The following is a 20984-nucleotide window of genomic DNA, read 5'->3' as shown; positions in this document are numbered from 1 at the left end:
CGGCAGGCGAAGACCCCGCGCGACGGCCCGGCCTGCGCCGAACAGCGGAGGCTAGAACGGGATTTCGCTTGGCACAGCAGCCTTTCCCGGCTGTTGCGGCTTCCCCGGCGCCGGCCAATGCGCTGCGCCCTCGCCAGCGGACGCCTTCCCGGCACCGCGGAACCCGCTCCCCGGTTCCCAGCCAGCGGCCGACGGGCACGACCCAGCCCGCGCGCACGTTCGTGAGGGGAACCCTGAGGGACATCAGCGAGAGGAAGAAAGCCGCGCGGTCCGGTCGGCGGCCGACCTGCCGCGCCGCTCGGCGTCCCGGCGAAAATTGCGCCGTCCCCCCGGAAACGTTCCGCCTTCCGGACGCCTCCGGCGGCCCGGCTATTCCACCGGACGGCCGGATTTCGCGCTCCGCCAATCAGCCGCCACCGTTTCGCGGAGGATGCGCTGCGCGGTCATCCGGGTCGCCTGCAGCGACGAATGCGCTTCCCGCGAATTGAACACGCGCCGCGGCGCAGCCACGCTCAACGCGGCCACCGCCGTGCCGGTCACGTTGAACACCGGGACCGCCGCGGCGAGCAGCGCACCGGGGACGCGCGGGTTGAACGACACCTCGCGCTGCCGGATCTCGCGCAGTTCCGCGCTCAGCCACGCCGGGAGGCCGCCGCCGTTCTCGTTCTCCCCGCGGTAGCCCGCGAACACCGCGAAGCGCGCGGCGAGACCCGGGTCGAACGCCATCAGCACCCGTCCCGCCGCGCTTCCGGCCAGTTGCGAATCGTTTTCTATCCGCTCGGCAAGCGAGCAGTAACCGCTGCTGTAGATCAAATGCACGAAATCAACGACATTCCCGCTGGCCACGCCGAGGCCGACCATGTAGCCGGTCCGCCAGTGGATGTCGATCAAAGACGGGAGAATACCTCTTCGCAGCCGCTGCAGTTCCTGCGTCGAACCCGGTCTGGCGAGGCGGCACACAGCTTCCCCGTGCCGGTAATGGTATCCCGCCCGCACGACCATTCCGTATCCCTGCATCTCGGCGAGAAGCCGGTGCACGGTGCTTTTCGGCAGCCGGGTCGACCGCGAAATCTCGCTCAGCGTTTCGATCCCGCCCGAATCGCGAATAGCGCTCAGGATCGAAAGCGCCCGGGGAATCGGCCTGCTCGGCACCACGCTCGTGCAAGCCCACCGCCCGTTGTCGTCGCTCGTAGTCACGACCGAAACCTCCACCGAATCCGCACAATCCCTCTCGTGCACGCGCCGGCGGGATCCTCGTCCCCGCGTGCTCCGGCGAGGCCGCGCGACCGCTGCCCTGTGCGGCCCCGGACCCTCCGCCGCTCGCGGGCGGCACCGCGCCTCGCCGCCGCCCGATTCGTTCGCCACCCGCGTCTTTCGTGATGCAGTCCTGCTCTCGCGCCTTCATGCTTGCCCAGCGCCGCGTCCGGCACAACTGGACGCACCCGTTCACGGAAAGAATCGCCCCAGTGGCGCAGCGCGGTAGCCCGCCCGCCTCGTCGTGCGATGCGTCCGTCCCCGGAAACGGTCGCGGCAGGTCACTCTGCGTCGCCGTCGCGCGGATCCGCGCCGTCGTGGTCGCAGGCCGTGACAATTGCTTCCCACCGCTTTTCGTCCGTCGAAGAACCTGAGCGAAAGATCGCGCGAAAATCCGGCGAATAATCGACCCGGCCCGAGAATATTCCCGGCGATCCCGCGTTTCCGCCGGAGCGCGTCGGCGGACTCCGGGCAGCGCCGCCGTCGCCGCGGCCCCGGCAGCCCCGCGGTCGGCGGGCGGCGCCGGTTCCGAAGCGACGATCGACCGGGCCGGCCACGACGACGGGGTTGGTGCCGTCCGTGCCGACCGCGGGAGAACCAGCCGACGCCCTTTCCGGCGACCGCCGCTCCTCCGCCGAAAGACGATACCAGCACTCAGTAGACGGCGAGCGACCAAACATGGACGCAGAGCAATGTTCCAGGCCGCGGAACAAGGTCTTGACTTTCCGGCGGGAACCCGCCCGACGGCGTCAGCGAACCGGGGCGCCCGGCGTGATCGCGGTGCCGCGCCAAGCGATCAGGATCCGGCGAAGCACCGATCACGCGGCAGTCGCGCGGGCGGTCAGCCGCGCGCACACCCGCAAGATCGTGCGCCGGTCGACCACATGCCACGGCTGGCCGGCGGCGAGCCGCCGAAGCTCCGCGTCCGGTTCGAAGGCCACAGCCTTGCCCACGCACGCGAAGATCTCCGCGTCCGAAGCGGAATTCCCGATCGCGAGCGAGTTCTCCGCGTCGAATCCGACCGCGTCGGCCAGGCAGCGCACGAACGCGAGTTTGCCCCCGGCCGCGCCGGGAGCGGACAGCAGACGTCCGGTGAACCGGCCGTCGGCCACCTCCACGACGGCGCCGTGCCCGCCGGACAGGCCGAGGTCGATCGCCGCCTCCTGCACCGGGAAATCGTGGTTGCCCGACAGCAGATGGATCCGGTATCCGCTCGCCCGCAGCAGCGAAAGCAGTTCCGGGACAAAGGAAAACAGTGTGCCCCGGCTCGCCCGCCAGGTTTTCTCCGCCGCGAACCGGGCCTGCGCGACCGACGCGCCTTTCATCGCGAGCGCGTACAGCCGGTAGATCTCGTCCAGCAGCCCCGACGGCGCTTTTTCCGCGGCCGCGAACTGTGCGATCGCGTCCAGGCAGGACAACCCCGCTTGCCGGTCGCAGGTGCCGTCGTCGACGAGCACCTGCAGATAATGCCGCGAAGTGTGCCCGGGCAGCAGGGTCCCGTCCAAGTCCAGAATGGCGTATTTCGCCGCGGGGTTCATGACGCACCGATTCTTCGCAGCCACGAAAACAGCCCTTCCGTGCGCGCTTTCACCGATTATCCGGGCTGACGGTACAGCGGCGCGCGTCCGGGCAGAGCGGCTTGTTCCATGTCCCGGGACACCACTGTCCCGGCCCCGCGACGAGGGAAAAGCCCGCGTCAGCCGATCAACCGGCGGGCGATCCCGGCGCGGGTGGTCAGGTCGAGTTTGGCCAGCACCCGAGCCACGTGCGCGTCCACTGTCCGCGGGCTCAGGAACAACTCGGCCGCGATTTCCTTTGTCGTCAGCCCGCGCACTACCATTTCCGCCACCTGCCGTTCGCGACGAGAAAGCGCTCGCCCGCCCGGCGGCGACTCCGGTTTTCGCCGCCCGGCCAATCTCCGCTGCGCCTTCGTCGTCTCCCGCAGCAACGCACTCGCCCCCGCGCTCTGGAACACCTCCCGCGCCTCGCCGATCCGCTGGGTCGCGGCGTCGAAGTTTCCCTGTCTTCCCAGCACTTCCGCGACCAGCAGCACCGCGCGGCCTCGATGCAGCACCATCGCCGCCCGGCCGAACGCGACGGCCGCCGCGGAAGCGTCCGCCAACGCCGCGGCGAGGTCGTCGCCGGTCGCTGACACCGTCGCGCGCGCTAGCAACGCGATGCCGAGGTCGCTCTTCAACCCAGTGGCCGCGGCCCGTTCCATCGCGTCAGCCGCCCACCGGCGCGCCTGCGCGGCCGCTCCCTCGGACAGAGCGACGCGGCAGTCCTGCGCCAACCTGGCGACCAGCAACGGATTCGCCGTCCGCTCCACCGGCTGCTCGACCGCGCCGGGGAACATGCCGAGTTCGAGACCGGCCTCGGCGAGGATGTGCTCCACCGTCCGCCGCCACCATTCGACGGTCGGCCGCGGCATCTTGTCCACCGTGCGCCATTGTTGTTCGGCCGCCGACCGGTCTCCGGTCGCGAGCAGCACCCGCAGCCGGATCGCGGCGGCCATCGGCACGACGTCGTGGTGGCCGAAGCGGGTCGCCGCGGTTTCCGCTTCAGCGGCGGCCTCCGCGGCCTCGGCGAGCCGCCCCAGCTTCCACAGCACGTAACCCCGCGCCGAGTACAGGAACGGCAACCCCTGCCGCAGCCCGGGCGCGCTGAGGTGCACCGCCCGGTCCAGCAAGGCGAGCGCGCGCCGGTCGTCGTCGAGGAAGCACGACGCCCAGCACAGCGCGGGAACGGTGTAGAGGACCGAACGCAGTTCGCTGTCGTCGAGCAGGTCGAATCCGTCGGCGGCGGCCTGCTGGGCGTGCCGGGCCTCGCCGGTCCGCCCGGCGCAGGCCAGCCCGATGGCGGCGAGCGCGGCGATCGCGGACTGCACCGCGGGCCCGGCGCTCGGGTCGGCCGCGATCCGGCGGAGCCGCTCCTGCGCTCCGGCAGTGTCGCCGTCCAGCAATTCCAGGTGTGCCAGTTCAAGGTGTGCCCGCGCGTCCGCGTTGCCCGACGCGGCGATCGCGGCCTCGGCGATCGACCGCGCGCGCCGGGTGCGGCCGAGGGTGTGCTCGCACCGGGAAAGCAACGCCAGCACCCGGGGCGATTCCGGCAAGGCCACCAGCAACGCCCGGGCGCCGGCCGGTTGCCCGGACGCCAGCAGCGCTTCGGCCCGCAGCACGGACAGGCGGCAGTGCTCGTGCCCGCCGCGCATCCGTTCCGGCAGGTTCGCCACTGCCGCGCCGAGCCACCGGGCGCACGCCGCGGGATCGGTGCCGAGCACTTCCTCCCCCGCCGACGCCAGCTCCCCGACCGCGACCAGATCGTGGCGGTACAAAGACTTCTCGAGGTGATAAGCGCGCAAGGTGAGCGGCGCGTCCAGTTCGCGCAGGTAAGCCGCCGCCCGGTGGTGCGCGCCCGCCGCCCAGCCACGCCCGGCGAGCCGCGCGGCGGCGGCGCGGACCAGCGGGTGCCGGAATCGCAGCCCCGCGGCCCCGCCCGCCAGCACGCCCCGGCACAGCAGCCGTTCGATCGCGAGGCCGACCGTCGCCCGGGGCAGCACGGTCATCGCCTGGACGAGATCCGCGTCGAGGGTCGCGCCGCCGCACGCCGCGGCCTGGACGACCAGCCGCTCGGGCTCCGGCAGCGCCGACACTTCGGCGAACAGCACGCGTTCCGCCGGCAGCAGCGGCCGGTCTTCGGCCGCCGGGCCGCCGTCGTGGCCGGGCCACTCGTGCGGCGGCAAATCGGCCAGCAGCAACAGGTACAGCGGGATGCGCTCGGCCGCGGCGGCGATCCGCGACCGCTCGGCGTCGTCGTGCCCCGGCAACAGCCGGGCGACCTCGTCGTCGGTGAACGCGGGCAGCGTCACGTAGCGGGCCGGGACCCGCTCGGAATGCAGCAGCCGGGTCAGCGCGGGCTGCCGCTGCCCGTCGCGGACCGACATCACCAGCCGCCGGTCGTTCCCCGGTCGCGCGACCAGCGCCATCAACAGCCGCAGGGACGCTTCGTCGGCCCATTGCGCGTCGTCCACGACCACCAGCGATTCCGGGCCGAGCGCGTGCGCCAGCCGGCGGGAGAACTCCGGCGCGCCGCCGGGCACCGCGCACACCGGATCCGGCGCCCGCCGGGCGACTTCGGCCAGCAGCCGCGTTTTCCCGATCCCCGGCCGTCCTTCCACCACGGTCACCGCCGCCGCGCGGTCCAGGCACGCGGCCAGTTCCGCCGCCCTGCCGACGAACTCCTTCTCGGCCATGCTTCTCCCCCTTCGCCCGACCAGCGAATTGCAGTAATTCTACGGATGCTGGCACCCGATATCTTCCGGTTTATTAAGAGCCCGGGACATCCCCGGTAAATCAGCCGGGCAAGCGGGAACAGGTTAGTGCCCGCGCCCCGGCCCGGGCTATCGGCCAACAGGGAGAACCTCGGCCGCGCGCCCGGCGGGCCACGAATCTCGCAGGAGGATCGGTGAGCAGCAGCGGACCTGGGCGTTTACCGCGACCGGGACGAAGGCCGGACGATCGATCGGACCACCCGGGCGAAACGTTACCCGAATGGTCCGAACACTTTCCGCAGCCGAACGGACACGCCGCGCCCGCGATTACTCCCGAGTTCTTCCGGATCACCATTCGTGAGCACACCCGCGGAAGTGCGCGAAAAACTGGTCCGATCGGCCGAATTGCACGCCCGGCCGCCCATAACCGCTCAACGGAAAAGCGCTCCGAACGGCGACGGCACAATTGCCCTCACGCGGATCGGCGGCGGCCGGAATGAACGCCAAACGGGTTCTGGTGGCCGGGGCCGGGCTGGCCGGTTCGCTCGCCGCGATCCACTTCGCGCAACTCGGGCACCAGGTGGAGATCCACGAGCGCCGGCCGGATCCGCGCGGGGCGGGCGCGGGCGCGGGCCGGTCGATCAACCTCGGCCTTTCCCAGCGCGGAATCCGTGCGCTGGACCAGGTCGGGCTGCTCGGCCCGGTGCTGGCCGCGGCCGCTCCGATGCGCGGGCGGGTGATCCACCAGCGCGACGGCGAACTGGATTTCCAGCCCTACGGCAGCCACGAGGACCAGATCCTGCGCTCGGTGCTGCGGGACGACCTCAACCGGATCCTGCTCGCGAAAGCCTTGGAGTACCCGAACGTCAGCGCCCGCTTCGGCGTGACGCTCACCGGCCTCGACCGCGGATCGGCGACCGCCGAACCCGTCTGCGCTTTCGCCGGCGAAAGTGGTCCATACCACGTTGCCGCCGACCTCGTAGTCGGCGCGGACGGCGCGTTCTCGGCCGTGCGCACCCGGCTGCTGCGCGGGCTGCCCGCCGACTTCCGGCAGCGCGTCCTGCCCTGGGGCTACAAGGAGTTCGCGATCGCCGCGGGCCCGTCCGGCGAGATACGCAGCAGTCCGGACGCCCTGCACGTCTGGCCGGGCGACGACGGGCTGATCGTCGCCCACCCCAATGTCAACGGTTCGCTCACCGCGACGGTGTTCCTCCCGCTGTCCGGCGAGCAGAGTTTCGCCACCCTCACCACCGAGAAATCGGTGCGAGCCCTCTTCGACACCCGATTCCCCGACGTGCGACGCCTCGTGCCCGACATCGTCGAGCAGTTCCTCACGCATCCGACCGGACATCTCGTGACCGTCCGGAGTTCGCCGTGGCAGCACGAGGGCCGCGTGGTGCTGATCGGCGACGCCGCGCACGCCGTGTACCCCTTCTACGGCCAGGGCATGAACTCCGCGCTGGAGGACTGCGCGGTGCTGCGCGAATGCCTCGCCGACGACGACTGGGCCGAAGCGCTCCGCACCTTCGAACGGCGGCGCAAGCCGCACACCGACGTCCTCGCGGACCTTTCCGAGGAGAACTTCGACGAACTGCGCAGCCGGGTCGCCTCGCCGCTGTTCCTGGCCCGAAAGAAGGCAGACCTGGTGCTCAGCCGCGTGTTCCCGAAAAGCTGGATGCCGCTCTACACCATGGTTTCGCACACCACGATCCCGTACGCGGACGCCTTGCGCCGCGCCCGGCGCCAGCACGCCGCGCTGGCCTGGGGCGGCGGTGCCGCGGCGCTCGCCCTCGCCTTGACCGGCGGCGCGCTCGCCCGCAGGAGAGCCGCCGGACCGCACTCGCCTGGAGACCGAAGCTGATGCTCATCCATCCGACCGATCCCGGCCGCGTCCTGGTGCAGCGGCACGACCTCGACCCGCTCGCCCTGCCCGAACGCCTGCGGCGGTACGAGATCCACCTGCGGGCGATCTTCGACTGGGGCCGCGGCTACCTGTCCGGCCCGCATCCCGACCTCGGCCGCGGCGGCAACGTGTGCCCGTTCGCGCAGCCGTCGCTCGAGCGCGGCCGGTTCTACCTCGCCGTCGAACCGGGCGTGCCGGCCGCGGGCCCGCGGCTCACCGAAACCCTGCACTGCTACCGGGACTGGTTCCTCGAACTCGCTCCGCGCGGGCATCCGAGCGCGCAGCTCACCACCATCCTCCTGCTGTTCCCCGACGCGCCGCCAGACGACCGCTCCGGCGTGGTCGACACCGTGCAGCACGCGCTGAAGTCGGAGTACGTCGCCGAGGGCCTGATGATCGGCGAGTTCCACAACGGCCCGCCGGACAAGGGCGGGCTGTGGAACCCCGCGTTCCGCCCGCTGCGCAGCCCGGTTCCGATGCTGGTGGTGCGGCACATGGTGCCGACCGACTATCCGTTCCTGCGCGCCGATCCGGACCAGGCGCGCGCGTACCTGCGGCTGTTCGGCGACCAGGTTCCGGCCCAGCTGCGCGAATTGGTGGAGCACGACCGGCTGGCCCGCGAGCTGGACGAGACCGAGGCTGACCAGGCCGGAATCGGGGCGCCGTGAACGTCTTCCCGTGTTCGCCCGGCCAGGAACGGCTGTGGTTCCTCGACCGGCTCGACCCCGGCTCGCCGGTCTACCACGTGCCCACCGCGCTGCGGCTTTCCGGACCGCTCGACGTCGAAGCCCTGCGCCGCGCCTTCGCCACGATCTCCACCCGGCACGCCGCGCTGCGCACGGTTTTCCGGGAGCGCGACGGTGTTCCGGAGCAGGTAGTCACCGAGAACGGCTTCTCCTTCACTGTCCGCTCGGCCGGCGAAGACTCGGTCGCGCCGGAGGCCGCGGCGGAGATCCGCGTCCCGTTCGACCTGACCGCCGGTCCGCTCGCCCGGGTCCTGCTCCTGCGCACGGCCGAGGACCAGCACGTCCTGGTCGTCACGCTGCACCACGCGATCGCCGACGGCTGGTCGGTCTCGCTGCTGCTGGACGAACTGGCCGAGAGCTACCGCGCCGAACTGGCCGGCAGCGAACCGGACCTGCCGCCGCTCCCGATGCAGTACGCGGATTTCGTGCGGTGGCAACGAGAACACCTCGACGGCCCGGAGGGCGTCGAGCTGCTGCGGGAATGGGCCGACCGGCTGCGCGGCGCGCCGGAGCTGATCACGCTGCCGACCGACCGTCCTCGCCCCGCCACCGCTGCCTACGGAGGCGGCATCCACGAGTTCCGGTTCCCGCCCGCGCTCACCGAAGCCGTCCGCACGCTCGCGGATACTTCCGGCGCAACGGTTTTCATGACTGTGCTAGCCGCCTACCACGCGCTTCTCGCCCGGTACAGCGGTCAGGACGACGTCGTGGTCGGCACGGTCGTCGGGCAACGCTCGCAGGTCGACACCGAGCGTCTGATCGGCTTCTTCGTCAACACCGTCCCAGTCCGGATCTCGACCGCCGACGACCCGACCTTCGCGGAGCTGCTCCTCGACGTTTGCGACGCGCTGGTCGACGCGCTCGGCGGCGCCGAGATCCCCTTCGAGCGCGTGGTCGAGGCCGTCCGTCCGGAACGCAGCCTCGGGCATTCGCCGATCTACCAGGTCGGCTTCAACGGGCATGGCGACGGCGCGCTGCCGCAGCTGGCCGGGCTGACCGTCACCGACTTCGCCGGACCGCACACCGGAACCGCGAAGCTCGACCTGATGCTCGGCGTCCGCGACGAAGGCGACTGCCTGCACGGATACCTCGAGTACCGGACCGACCTGTTCGACGAAGCCACCATCGTCCGCTTCGCCGAGCACCTGTGCACGTTCCTGTCCTCCGTCACCGTCGACCCGGCGCAGCAGATCGGCGCGGTCTCCCTGCTGGACAGCGCACAACGCCGCGCGGCCCTCGACAGCGGCCTCACGCGTCCGTTGCCCGCCGCGGCGACCGCGCTGGACCTGATCGCGCCGCACGTCCGGGACCGGGGCTCCGCACCCGCGATCGCCGGTTCGCTGACCTACCGCGAACTGGACGCCCGGGCGAACCGGCTCGCGCACGCCCTGCGCCGCCGCGGCGTAGGGCCGGACGTCCCGGTGGGGCTCTGCGTCCGCCGCTCCGCCGAGATGGTGGTCGCGCTGCTGGCGGTCTGGAAGGCCGGCGGCGCGTACGTCCCGCTCGATCCGGAATGGCCGCTGGAACGGCACGCCTACGTCGTCGAGGAGGCCGACGTCCGGATCGCCGTCGTGGACCGCGAGAACGCCGGCCGGCTGCCCCGGTTCGAAACCGTGCTGGACGTCGACCTCGACTACCCCGAGCCGGACACCGCGCCGGAGGTGGCGCACGACCCGGCCGATCTGGCGTACCTCGTCTACACCTCCGGTTCGACCGGACGTCCCAAGGGCGTCGCCGTGCCGCACCGCGGCGTGGTCAACCTGCTCACCGGCCTCGCGGACCGGCTCGGCGTGACCGAGGACGACGTCTGGGCGTCGGTCACCACGCTGGCGTTCGACATGTCGGTGCGGGAACTGCTGATCCCGCTGATCCGCGGCGGCACGGTCGCGGTGATCAGCACCGAAGACTCCGCAGAACCGGTCGTGCTGGCGCGGCGGCTGGCGGACTGCGGAGCGACGATCCTCCAGGCCACACCGACGCGCTGGCGGATGCTGCTCGCGTCCGGCGGCGTGCCCGCGAACGTGCGCGAACGGCTGTGCGGCGGGGAGGCGCTCGACCGGGAACTCGTCGAGGCGCTGTCCGACGGCAGGGTCTGGAATCTTTACGGCCCGACGGAAGTCACGATGATCGTCGCCGCGGGCACGGTCCGCACCGCCGCCCCGGTCGTGCCGCTGGGCCCGCCGCTGCCGAACACCCGGCTGCACGTGCTGGACGCCGGGCTGAACCCGGTCCCGCCCGGGGTCGCGGGCGAGATCTTCGTCGGCGGCGCGGGAATCAGCCGCGGTTACCGCAGCCGTCCCGGCCTTACCGCGGAACGGTTCGTGCCGGACCCGTTCGCCGCCGACGGAAGCCGCCTCTACGCCACCGGCGACCTAGCGCGGCGGCGCGCCGACGGAACGCTGGAGTTCCTCGGCCGCACCGACCACCAGGTCAAAATCCGCGGCCTGCGCATCGAACTCGGCGAGATCGAGGCTCGGCTGCGCGCCGATCCGCAGGTCTCGGACGCCGTTGTGCTGGCCCGTCCGGCCGGTCCGGACGACGTGCGGCTGGTCGCCTATGTCGTGTCCGAGGACACCGAATGGGCACCGCTGCGCGACCGGCTCTCCGGCCAGCTGCCCGCGTACCTGGTTCCGCAGACCGCCGTGTTCCTCCCCGCGTTGCCGCTGACCAAGAACGGCAAGACCGACCGGACCGCGTTGCCGGAACCGGTCTGGGAATCCCGCGAAGCCGACCGGGTCGCCCCGCGCGACGCCGTCGAACGGGAACTGGCCAAGCTGTGGCGGGAGGTGCTGGCGGTCGAGGACGTCGGAGTGCACGACGATTTCTTCCGCCTCGGCGGCCATTCCCTGCTCGCCGCGCGGCTGCTGGCGAAGGTGCGCGAGCACTTCCGGTCCGGCGTCGGCCTGCGGACGCTGTTCGCCGCCCGCACGATCGCCGCTTTCGCCGCCGCGCTGCGGGCCGCCGAGTCCGCACCCGGCGCCGCCGACGAGATCGCGCTCCTGCGGGAACGGATCGCCGCACTGCCCGACGACGAGGTCCTCGCCCTGCTCCACGCCGATTCCCCTCCAGGAGCGCATCGATGACGCACCCCGAGCGAGAGCAGCTCTTCCGGCTGCTGGCCGCGCGCGACGGCCTCGGCGCCGCGACCGGCTCGATCCCCCGCCGGACCGGCGACGCCCCCGTCCCGCTGCTGCCCGCGCAACGCCAGCTGTGGTTCCTGGACCGGCTCGGCGCGCGCGACGGCGTGTACACGATCTCCCAGTCCTGGCGGCTCACCGGCGCACTCGATGTCGAGGCACTGCGCCGGGCGCTGGCCACGGTCGTCGACCGCCACGAGGCACTGCGGGCCGGGTTCGGCGAGTCCGACGGCGAGCCGGTGCAGATCCCCGCCCTGCCCGGCACCGCACCGGAACTGTCCTATGCAGACCTTCGGGGTGCGCCAGACTCCGCGGACGCAGTCCTCGCCGCCGAACGAGCCCGCCCGTTCGACCTGACCAGGCCGCCGCTGGTGCGCGGCCTGCTGGTCGCCCTCGCCGACGACGTGCACCTGTTCGTGCTGACGCTGCACCACATCGTCGCCGACGCCGCGTCCGTCGGGATCCTGCTGCGCGAACTGTCCGCGCTCTACCCGGCGAACGCTCCCGCCCTGCCCGAACCGCCTGTGCGCTACGGCGATTACGCGACCTGGCAGGCGGCCAAACCGCTGGAAGCAGGCGAGCAGTACTGGCGCGAACAACTCCACGACGCCCCGGCGCTGCTGGAACTGCCGACGGATCGCCCGCGTCCGCCCGCCGAATCCTTCCGCGGCAACGGCCATTCCTTCCGGCTGTCCGCCGACCTCACGGCGTTCTGCCAGCAGCACGGCGTCACCGCCAACACCGTGCTGCTGACCGCTTATGTGCTGCTGCTGGCCCGCCATGCCGGTCAGGACGACGTGGTGGTCGGCATGCCGATGCGCGACGAGACCGTGCCGGGGATCGAACAGTGCGTCGGGATGTTCGCCAACACCGTCGCCGTCCGGACCCGGCTGACCGGCGATCCGACTGTCGCCGAGGTGCTCGCTCAGGTGCAGGACGCCTGCCTCGGCGCGCTGGAGCACCAGAGTTATCCGTGGGAACGGGTGGCGCAGGACCTGCGGCCTGCCCGCGATCTCAGCCACAACCCGGTGTTCCAGGTGATGTTCGTGCTCAACTCCGCCGGGGCCGGGCTCGAACTGCCCGGCGTCCGCGCGGACTGGCTCGACCTCCCGGTGACCACCGCGCGCTTCGACCTGACCCTCGCGCTGGCCACGACTCCCGACGGAATCGAAGGACGGCTCGACTACGCGACCGACCTGTTCGACGCCGCCACCGTCGCCCGGCTCGCCGCCCAGTACGAACACCTGCTGCGGGCCATGCTCGCCGCTCCGGACGCACCAGTGTCCACAGTGGAGGCCCTGTCCGCCGCGGACCGAACCTGGCTGCGCGACGGCGGCCACCCGGCCCCGCCGGCGGTCTCCGACGGCACGCTGGTCACCACGCTCATCACCCGCCAGGCCGCACGGACTCCGGACGCCATCGCCGTAGACGACGAAATCCGCCTCACCTACGCCGGACTAGTCTCCCGTGCGCGCCGTCTCGCCGGAGTTTTGCACGCCTCCGGAGTCCGGCGCGGCGACGTCGTCGCGCTCGGCCTGCCAGCGAGCGCGGGCGCGATCACCGGCTTGCTCGGCGTGCTCCTCGCCGGGGCCGCGTACCTGCCGCTCGACCCCGGACATCCGCCCGCCCGGCTGGCCGAGCTCCTTGCCGACGCTTCCCCGGCCGCCCTGGTCACTGACCACGACCTCCCGTTCGACGGCCCGGTGCTGCACCTCGACCACCTCCCCGAAACCGGTCCCGCGCCGGAGCTCTCGCTGGGACCGGACGACCTCGCCTACGTCATCTACACCTCGGGCTCGACCGGTGCCGCGAAACCTGTCGCCGTCCACCACGGCGCGCTCGCCGAACTGGCCGAATCCTTCCGGAAGCTGCACGGATTCGGCCCCGGCGAACGCGTGCTGACGATCCCGCCGCTGACCTTCGACGCCGCCGCGGGCGACATCTTCCCCGCACTCGTCTCCGGCGCGACCGTCCTGCCCTGGCGCGACCCGGCGTCGCTCACCGGCCCCGGCCTCGTCCGGCTCTGCCGCGACCGCGGGATCACCATGGTGGACACCGCGTCCGCGCTCTGGCAGAAGTGGGTGGCCGAACTGGCCGCGGAAAACACCCCGTTCGACTGTCCGCTGCGGACGATGATGGTCGGCGGCGAAGCCGTCCCGGCGACCGTTGTCCGGACGTGGGCGGCGCTCACCGACGGCCGCGTCGAACTGCACAACCACTACGGCCCCACCGAAGCAACCGTTTGCGCGACCAGCTACCTCACCTTCGACGCCGGCGAACTCGACGGCCGGGTGCAGCTGCCGATCGGCGATCCGCTCCCCCACGTCCGCGCCTGCGTCGTCGACGACCAGCTGCGTCCGGTGCTGCCCGGCGTCCCCGGCGAACTCTGCCTCGGCGGCGACGCTCCCGCCCGCGGCTACCGCGACCGGCCCGGCGCGACCGCGGAGAAGTTCGTCCCGGACCCGTTCTCCCCGGCGCCCGGCGCGCGGATGTACCGCACCGGCGACCTCGCCCGCCTCGACGGCGAAGGACGGCTGGAGTTCCTCGGCCGCGTCGACCGGCAGCTGAAAGTCCGCGGCCACCGCATCGAACCGGCCGAGGTCGAAGCGGCCTGCCGGCGCCACCCCGGCGTCAAGGACGTCCTGGTCACCGCCCGCGCGGACCGGCTGGTCGCCTACCTCGTCGGAGACGCCGACCCGCTGTCCGTCCGCTCCGCGCTCCGCGATGCGCTGCCCGGCTACCTGGTCCCGGACGCCTTCGCGGTGCTCCCGGCGCTGCCGCTGAACGCCCACGGCAAGGTCGACCACCGTGCGCTGCCCGAACCGGCGGAGACCGCGCCGCCGGCGTTCGCCGAACCCGAAGGCGAACTGGAACAACGGCTCGCCGCGATCTGGGCCGCGGTGCTGGACGTGGACCGCATCGGCCGCGACGACGACTTCTTCCTGCGCGGCGGGCATTCCCTGCTGGCCGGGACGCTGATGGCGAAGGTCCGCGCGGAACTGGACGTCGAGGTCCCGGTGCGGACCCTCTTCGAAGCCAGCACCCTCGCCGCCTTCGCCGGCGCCGTCCGCGCCCCCGGCTACCGCGAGGACGACCGCCTCGCCGCGGTGCTCGCGGACGCCGTGCTGCCCGCCGACATCGACGCGCGCCGCACTCCCGCGCAGGCCGAGGCCGCGATCCAGCGCGCGATGGCCCCGCGGATCGCCCTGCTCACCGGCGCGTCCGGGTTCCTGGGCCCGCACCTGCTCGCCGATCTGCTGCGGCACAGCGACGTCGTGGTGCGCTGCCTGGTCCGGGCCGCCGACGCCGTCGAAGGCGCCGCCCGGATCGAGCAGGTGCTGCGGGACCACCTGCTGTGGGACGAGCGATTCCGTCCTCGGATCGTCGCCGTCCCCGGCGATCTCGGCTCCCCTCGGCTGGGTGTGCCCGCGGCCGAACTGGACGCGGTCGCCGCGGACCTCGACGTCATCTTCCATTGCGGCGGCGAAGCGAACTTCCTGCGCCCGTACGCCCAGCTGCGGCCCGGCAACGTGCTCGGCACTACCGAGTTGCTGCGGCTCGCCTGCCGGGGCGGCACCCCCGTGCATCTGGTGTCGTCGCTGGGCGTCTACCCGCTGGACCGCGACGCGGTGATCACCGAGGACGTCCCGCCCGACGACCCCGCCGGCCTGGACCGCGGCTACGAACAGAGCAAATGGGCCGCCGACCGGCTGGCCAGGGCCGCGCGCGAACGCGGCCTGCCGGTGACCGTCCACCGCCCGGCCCGGGTGACCGGGCACAGCCGGACCGGCATCGGCCCGCTCGGCGACCGGTTCGCGAACCTGCTGCGCTGCCTGGTGCTGCTCGGCTCCGCGCCGGCGGAGGACTTCGACCTCGAGGAGGACATGGCCCCGGTCGACCACGTCGCCGCCGCCATCGGCCACCTTTCGCGGCGGCGCACCGGATACGGCTGCGATTTCCACTTCCACAACCAGCGCACGATGCGGTTCGGCGAGGTCGTCGCCGGCTTGCGCGAGTTCGGCTACCCGATCGAGGCGATCCCGTTCGAGGCTTGGCACACCGCGCTGGCCTCGGCCGCCGCCGAGACGGCGGACCCGGCGCTGAGCGCGATCACGGCGATGGTCGAACGGACGTCGCCGCCCCGGCGGACGGTCTTCGACTGCTCGCACACCGAGGTCGTGGTCGCGGCGGGCGGACTGGTGTGCCCGCCCGCGGATCGCGTTCTGCTGCAACGCTACCTGGCCCACTACGTCCGGATCGGGCACCTTCCCGCCGCCCCCCGAAAGGAGCACCGTTGACCACGATGGGAACGCGGGGGTTCGTCCTCCTCTGGTCGGCCCAGCTGGTCTCGATCGTCGGCTCCGCGCTGACCGGGTTCGTGCTCGGCGTCTGGACCTACGAACGGTCCGGCTCGGCCACCCAGTTCGCGCTGATCATGCTGTCCGGCGCGATCCCGGCCCTGCTGACCGCGCCGTTCGCGGGCGCGCTCGCCGACCGGTGGCACCGCCGCCGGCTCCTCGTCGCCGCGGACTGCGTCGCGCTCGCTTCGGTCGGCGCGCTGGCGTTGCTGATCGACGCGGACCAGTTGCAGACCTGGCACGTCTACGTCGTGACCGCTCTGACCGCGATGTGCGGAACCCTGCAACAAGTCACCTTCAGCGCGATGATTCCCCTGCTGGTGCCGAAACAGCACCTCAGCCGGGCGAACGGGCTGTCCCAGGTGGTGTTCAGCGCGCAGATCGCCGCACCGGTCGTCGCCGGGACGCTGCTGGCGCTCACGGGCTTACGCGGGGTGGTGCTGATCGACCTCGTGACGTTCGCCGCGTCACTGCTGGTCGTCGCACTCGTCCCGCTGCCGCATGCCGCCGTCCGCACCGCCGCCCCCGAACCCGGCGGCCCGTCGATCTGGCGGCAAGTGCCCGCGGGCTGGGCGGAACTGCGCCGCCGCCCCGGGCTGACCGGCCTGCTCGGCGTCCTGGCCGGGTTCTACTTCTGCTTCGGCATCGCCGGAACGCTCGTGCGACCGCTGGTGCTGTCCTTCGCCAGCCCGGCCGGGCTCGGCTTCCAGGTGTTCGCGGGCGGCTGCGGGCTGTTCGCCGGCAGCCTCGTGATGGGCGTCTGGGGCGGCCCCAAGAAGCGGATGCGCGGGATCGCCGCGTTCATGGCGTTCGGCGGGATCGCGCTGGCCGTCCATTCGCTGGCGCCGTCGCTGGCACTGGTGATCGCGATCGGGCCGTTCTTCCTGTTCACCCTGCCGGTCATCACCGGCACCGCGCAGACCGTGCTGCAGAGCAAGGTCGATCCGGCGAACCTCGGCAAGGTCATGGCGACCTCGCGGGCGGTGTCGCAGGCCGCGAGCCCGGTCGCGTACCTCGTCGCCGGCCCGCTCGCCGACGGCCTGTTCGAACCGCTCATGCGCCCCGGCGGGGCACTGGCCGGTTCGGCCGGACACCTGATCGGCACCGGGCCCGGCCGCGGCATGGCACTGATGTTCCTGCTCGCCGGGCTGTTGCTGGTCGTCCTGGGCTGCCTGGCCGCCCGCCCCTCGCTGCGGCGCGTCGAGGACCTGCCGGACCTGCTCGAAGAACCCGAACCCGTCGCGGTGGCGGCGGGCCGAGAGGAGAAGGGAAAATGACCACCCTCGAACGAACCGTCCCGGTGCGTGTCCTCGCCGCCGACCCGTTCCTGCGCGCCGGACTGGAAAGCGCGCTTTACGGCCGCGGCGAATTCGCCGATGCCGACGGCGGGGTCGCCGTGCTGGCGGTCGACGAGGTCGACGACGCGGCCGTCGAGGCGATCCGGACGGCCAAGGAACGCAGCACCACCGTGCTTCTGGTGACCGGCAAAGTCGACGCGCCCCGTGCGGCCCGCGCGATCGAGGCGGGTGCGTGCGGCGTCCTGCGGAGGGAGCAGGCTTGCGAACAAACGCTGGTCTCCGCCGTGCGCGCCGCCGCGACCGGCCACGGCACGATGCCGCCGGACCTGCTGAGCGACCTGTTCGACGCCCCCGCCGCGCCGACCTTGGACGCGCGTGAACGCGACGTCCTGCGGATGGTCGCCGACGGTCACGAGACTGCCGAGATCGCTTCCGCGCTGGCCTATTCGGCCCGGACCGTGACGACGATCGTGCACGACATCACCCACCGGCTGCGGTTGCGGAACCGGGCGCACGCCGTGGCGTTCGCTTTGCGGCAGGGGCTCATCTAAGCCGTCGGCTCGCCGCGTCCGGGCGACGTGCGGTGCGGGGAACCCTGCGGGAGCCTGATTTCCGCAGGGTTCCCGCACGGATCTGTCCGCGGTGCGAAATCGCGCCTAGATCAGCCCGTTCCGCACCGCGTAAGCCGCCGCGTGGGCCCGGTTCCGTACTCCCAGCCGGGCCATCAGGTCGTACAGCGCGTTCTTCACCGTGTGCTCCGACCAGCCGAGTTCGGCCGCGATCTCGCTGTTGCTGTACCCCTCGGCGACGAGCCGCAGCACCCGCAGCTCGCGTTCGCCGAGCTGCGGCCGGTACGCCGCCTCGCCGTCCACCCGCCCAGTGTAGGAGGTCCGGTCATCCGGGCAGCTCCGAGCCGCGCGTCGCCGGGTCGGCCGCGACCGTCCGCACGACCCGGACGAACCGGTCGGCCATCGTCTTCGCCGCGGCTTCGGTGAACAGCGCCCGATCGTAATGCAGCGTCCCGGCCAGGCCGTCGGGATGCTCGCGGACCGTCACCAGCACGTCGAACGGATTCCCGCCCTGTCCCGCCCGCCACGGCTCGGCGCGGATCCCGTCGAGCCGAAGCCGGCCGGAGAGCGAGCCGAGCGACTGGAACGCCACCTGCGCCACCGGATTCCGGCTCAGATCGCGCGGCGGCCGCAGCGCTGCCACGACCTGGTCGAACGGAACGTCCTGATGCCGGAACCCGCCGACCACCGCCTCGCGCACCGCGGCGAGCACCTCCGGATACGCCGGATCGCCAGGTACCCGCACCCGCAACGCGAGCGTATTCACGAACAATCCGATCAACTCTTCCGCCTCGACCGACGGCCGGTTGCCGGCGAAGGTGCCGACCACGAGATCGTCGCGCCCGGTCGCGCGCTTCAAGTCGAGGACGAACGCGGCGAGCAAAGCCATGAACCCCGTCGCCCCCGCCTCGGCGGCAACGGCCTCAAGCGCGCTGACGACCCGCTGCGGCACGGAAAACTCGACGGTGCCTTCCAGCTGCGCCTGGCGAGCCGGCCGCGCAAGGCTGTCCGGCAGTTCGATCGCTGGCGGCGCACCGGCCAACGCCGACTTCCAGTACTCGAGACCGCCCTGATCCGGCGCGGCATGCGACGCCGCCAGCTCCGGCAGCGCGGACGCCCGCCCCGCGTAGCATTCGGCGAGGTCGCGCCAGAAGATCTCCATCGACGTGTCGTCGGCGATGATGTGGTGGACCACCGCGAGCAGCGTGAACCGCCCCGGCTCGCCGCGGATCACCGTGCACCGCAGCAACGGCCCGCGAGCCAGCTCGAACGGCCGGCGGAGCTCCGCGTCGACGATCTCCTCCGCCGGCCCGTCGACCACCGTCAAAGGAATCTCACCCGCGGCGGACACCACAAGCTCCGGTTCCCCGCGACGGCTCCGGAAGGTCGTCCGCAAAGTCTCGTGCCGCCGGACCACCTCGGCCAACGCGCGCCGCAACGCCTCGACGTCCAGCTCTCCAGCGCACCGGTAAGCCTCGTACATCGTGTACGTCGCGGACGGTCCGGACAGCTGGTCGAGAAACCACATCCTGTGCTGTGCCGCCGAAATCGCGGTCTGTCCACTATGGACGTCACGGACAGGCGGTGCCGCCGCGGCCAATTCGGCCAACTCCGCGACAGTCGGCGCGATGAACAGATCAGCGACAGACACCCGTCGCCCCGTGCTGCGGGAAACCCGCGCACAGATCCGGGTAGCAGCCAGCGAACGGCCGCCAAGCTCGAGAAACGGGTCGTGCACGCCCACCGGACTGACCCCGAGCGTCTCCGCCCAAATCTCCGCGATCGCCGCCTCGTCCGCATTCCGAGGCTCGACGTATTCGACCCCCAGCGCCGGACGAGCACCGTCCGGCGCAGGCAGCGCGTTGCGATCGATCTTGCCGCTCGGCGTGAGCGGCAGCGCGACCAGCGACATCCACACCGCCGGAAGCATCGGCTCCGGCAAGGTACGAGCCAAGCGCGCCCGCAACTCGGACGTCGACGGCACAGCTCCGGCACGGTAAACGCAGTACGCGACAAGCCGGTCCTCATGCACCGCGGCCGCCGCCGCGGCGATCATCGGATGCGCATGCAGCGCGGCCTCGACCTCGCCGAGCTCGATCCGGTTCCCGTGGATCTTGACCTGATGGTCGAACCGCCCGAGATACTCGAACGCCCCGTCCGCCCGCCGCCGCGCGCGATCACCGGTGCGGTACAGCCGCTCCCCCGGCGTCTCCGCGAACGGATTGGGCACGAATTTCTCGGCCGTCAACGCCGGACGGTTCAGATAACCGCGCGCCAGTTGCACCCCCGCGATGGTCAACTCGCCGTCGAGAAGGTGGACGCGAGTGTTCGCGATCGGGTACCCGATGGTGACCGGCTCCCCCGGCAGACACCGCGTCGCCGTGACGTCCACCGATGCTTCCGTCGGCCCGTACAGATTATGCAGCTCGGCGCCGACCAGCCGGTGAAACCGCTCCGCCAGCTCGTCCGGGAGCGCCTCCCCGCTGCACAACACCCGCCGCACCGGCAACCTCGGCACCGGACCGGCCAGGAACGCCCGCAGCATCGACGGCACGAAATGCGCGGTGGTAATCCGTTCCGCCACGAGGATGTCCGCCAGGTATCCGGGATCGCGGTGGCCGCCCGGCCGGGCCATCACGAGGGTGGCGCCGACGGAGAGCGTCCAGAAGAACTCCCACACCGACACGTCGAAGCCGAACGGAGTCTTCTGCAGGACCCGGTCACGGGTCGTCAGGCCGTACTCGTCCTGCATCCACCGCAGCCGGTTCACGATCCCGCGATGCTCGATCACGACGCCCTTGGGCCGCCCCGTCGACCCCGAGGTGTAAATCACGTACGCCGCGTTCTCCGGCCGGACCACGCCCGCCACCGGTTCCCGGGATTCGCCGAGCCCGGTCAGATCGCCTGGGTTGATCACTGTCGTGGCGGCCGAATCCTCGACCATGAATTGCAGCCGGTCCTCGGGACAATCCGGGTCCAGGGGAAGGTACGCCGCTCCCGCCTTGAGGATCCCGATCAGCGCGACCACCATCTCGACGCCCCGCTCCAGCCGGACTCCCACCACCGATTCCGGCCCGGCTCCGCGGGCTCGAAGCCAGTGCGCCGCCTGGTTCGACAGTGCGTCAAGCTCCGCATAGGACACTTCGCGGTGGCCGGCGACCACGGCTGTTCCGCCGGCGGCCGTTCCTTCGGCGACCAAGTCCAGCAACGTCTCGCTCATGCTTCCCCGCTCACCGCACGCGGCCGAATCATCGCCCAGGCAACCGGTCCCGGGGCGAACCGCCGACCACCGCCGCCCGCCAGGACCCGCGACATCCCGCTCACCGACCGAATCGCCGCCCAGGCAGTCCGTTGCCGAACGATCCGCCGAAAACAAGCCGTCCGGCGGCAACCACCGTCGCTGAACAATGCCCGCGACATCCCGCTCGCCGCCGCACGCGGCCGAATCG

Annotated in this window: 11 protein-coding genes; 6 read left to right on the top strand and 5 right to left on the bottom strand. The window is 71.9% G+C overall.

Going from position 1 to position 20984, the window contains the following annotated elements; translation table 11 throughout:
- Positions 1-369: 369 nt before the first annotated feature.
- The 3 genes from L3Q65_RS08195 to L3Q65_RS08185 form a co-directional block, all read right to left on the bottom strand.
- A complete protein-coding gene (locus L3Q65_RS08195) occupies positions 370-1197 on the bottom strand; it encodes an IclR family transcriptional regulator (protein WP_182891578.1) in 828 nt (275 codons plus the stop codon).
- Between the two features lie 875 nt (positions 1198-2072).
- Positions 2073-2816: an HAD family phosphatase gene (locus tag L3Q65_RS08190; protein ID WP_237599245.1), complete on the bottom strand. Its 744-nt coding sequence runs from the start codon at positions 2814-2816 to the stop codon at positions 2073-2075.
- Positions 2817-2950: 134 nt separating this feature from the next.
- Positions 2951-5506 (bottom strand): LuxR C-terminal-related transcriptional regulator, encoded by a 2556-nt coding sequence (locus tag L3Q65_RS08185; RefSeq protein ID WP_237599244.1) that lies wholly within the window; start codon positions 5504-5506, stop codon positions 2951-2953.
- A 514-nt stretch (positions 5507-6020) separates the two neighbouring features.
- Between L3Q65_RS08185 and L3Q65_RS08180 the strand changes: the two genes are divergently transcribed.
- Genes L3Q65_RS08180 through L3Q65_RS08155 form a run of 6 tightly spaced genes read left to right on the top strand, consistent with a single transcriptional unit; the run spans position 6021 to position 17517 of the window.
- A complete protein-coding gene (locus L3Q65_RS08180; protein WP_237599243.1) occupies positions 6021-7385 on the top strand; it encodes an NAD(P)/FAD-dependent oxidoreductase in 1365 nt (454 codons plus the stop codon).
- Complete coding sequence (locus L3Q65_RS08175) at positions 7385-8095, top strand: DUF6875 domain-containing protein (protein WP_182891581.1); 711 nt, start codon at positions 7385-7387, stop codon at positions 8093-8095. Before L3Q65_RS08180 ends, L3Q65_RS08175 begins: the two co-directional genes overlap by 1 nt.
- Positions 8092-11256, top strand: coding sequence for an amino acid adenylation domain-containing protein (locus L3Q65_RS08170; protein ID WP_237599242.1), 3165 nt, complete (start codon positions 8092-8094; stop codon positions 11254-11256). Before L3Q65_RS08175 ends, L3Q65_RS08170 begins: the two co-directional genes overlap by 4 nt.
- A complete protein-coding gene (locus L3Q65_RS08165) occupies positions 11253-15608 on the top strand; it encodes an amino acid adenylation domain-containing protein (RefSeq protein WP_237599241.1) in 4356 nt (1451 codons plus the stop codon). The genes L3Q65_RS08170 and L3Q65_RS08165 overlap by 4 nt, the downstream gene beginning before the upstream one ends.
- Before the next feature lie 5 nt (positions 15609-15613).
- Positions 15614-16945 (top strand): MFS transporter, encoded by a 1332-nt coding sequence (locus L3Q65_RS08160; RefSeq protein WP_237600864.1) that lies wholly within the window; start codon positions 15614-15616, stop codon positions 16943-16945.
- Positions 16942-17517 carry a response regulator transcription factor gene (locus L3Q65_RS08155; RefSeq protein ID WP_237599240.1) on the top strand — a complete coding sequence of 192 codons (576 nt, stop codon included), beginning with the start codon at positions 16942-16944 and terminating at the stop codon, positions 17515-17517. The genes L3Q65_RS08160 and L3Q65_RS08155 overlap by 4 nt, the downstream gene beginning before the upstream one ends.
- Positions 17518-17622: 105 nt before the next feature.
- On the opposite strand, the gene L3Q65_RS08150 is transcribed toward L3Q65_RS08155, so the two are convergent.
- Positions 17623-17838 carry a response regulator transcription factor gene (locus L3Q65_RS08150; protein ID WP_009077456.1) on the bottom strand — a complete coding sequence of 72 codons (216 nt, stop codon included), beginning with the start codon at positions 17836-17838 and terminating at the stop codon, positions 17623-17625.
- Between the two features lie 22 nt (positions 17839-17860).
- Complete coding sequence (locus L3Q65_RS08145) at positions 17861-20755, bottom strand: amino acid adenylation domain-containing protein (RefSeq protein ID WP_237599239.1); 2895 nt, start codon at positions 20753-20755, stop codon at positions 17861-17863.
- Positions 20756-20984: the final 229 nt, after the last annotated feature.

Origin of the sequence: Amycolatopsis sp. FU40, from assembly GCF_021903635.1 — a bacterium.
Classification (GTDB): domain Bacteria; phylum Actinomycetota; class Actinomycetes; order Mycobacteriales; family Pseudonocardiaceae; genus Amycolatopsis; species Amycolatopsis dendrobii.
Note: the sequence above shows the minus strand (reverse complement) of the source record. Positions and strands in the feature narration are given on the sequence as shown.

What these genes read in the sequence shown, in the direction of transcription:
- L3Q65_RS08185 (WP_237599244.1), bottom strand. Translation starts at nt 5,506, where the DNA reads ATGGCCGAGAAGGAGTTCGTCGGCAGGGCGGCGGAACTGGCCGCGTGC.
- L3Q65_RS08180 (WP_237599243.1), top strand. Translation starts at nt 6,021, where the DNA reads ATGAACGCCAAACGGGTTCTGGTGGCCGGGGCCGGGCTGGCCGGTTCG.
- L3Q65_RS08175 (WP_182891581.1), top strand. Translation starts at nt 7,385, where the DNA reads ATGCTCATCCATCCGACCGATCCCGGCCGCGTCCTGGTGCAGCGGCAC.
- L3Q65_RS08165 (WP_237599241.1), top strand. Translation starts at nt 11,253, where the DNA reads ATGACGCACCCCGAGCGAGAGCAGCTCTTCCGGCTGCTGGCCGCGCGC.
- L3Q65_RS08160 (WP_237600864.1), top strand. Translation starts at nt 15,614, where the DNA reads ATGGGAACGCGGGGGTTCGTCCTCCTCTGGTCGGCCCAGCTGGTCTCG.
- L3Q65_RS08155 (WP_237599240.1), top strand. Translation starts at nt 16,942, where the DNA reads ATGACCACCCTCGAACGAACCGTCCCGGTGCGTGTCCTCGCCGCCGAC.
- L3Q65_RS08145 (WP_237599239.1), bottom strand. Translation starts at nt 20,755, where the DNA reads ATGAGCGAGACGTTGCTGGACTTGGTCGCCGAAGGAACGGCCGCCGGC.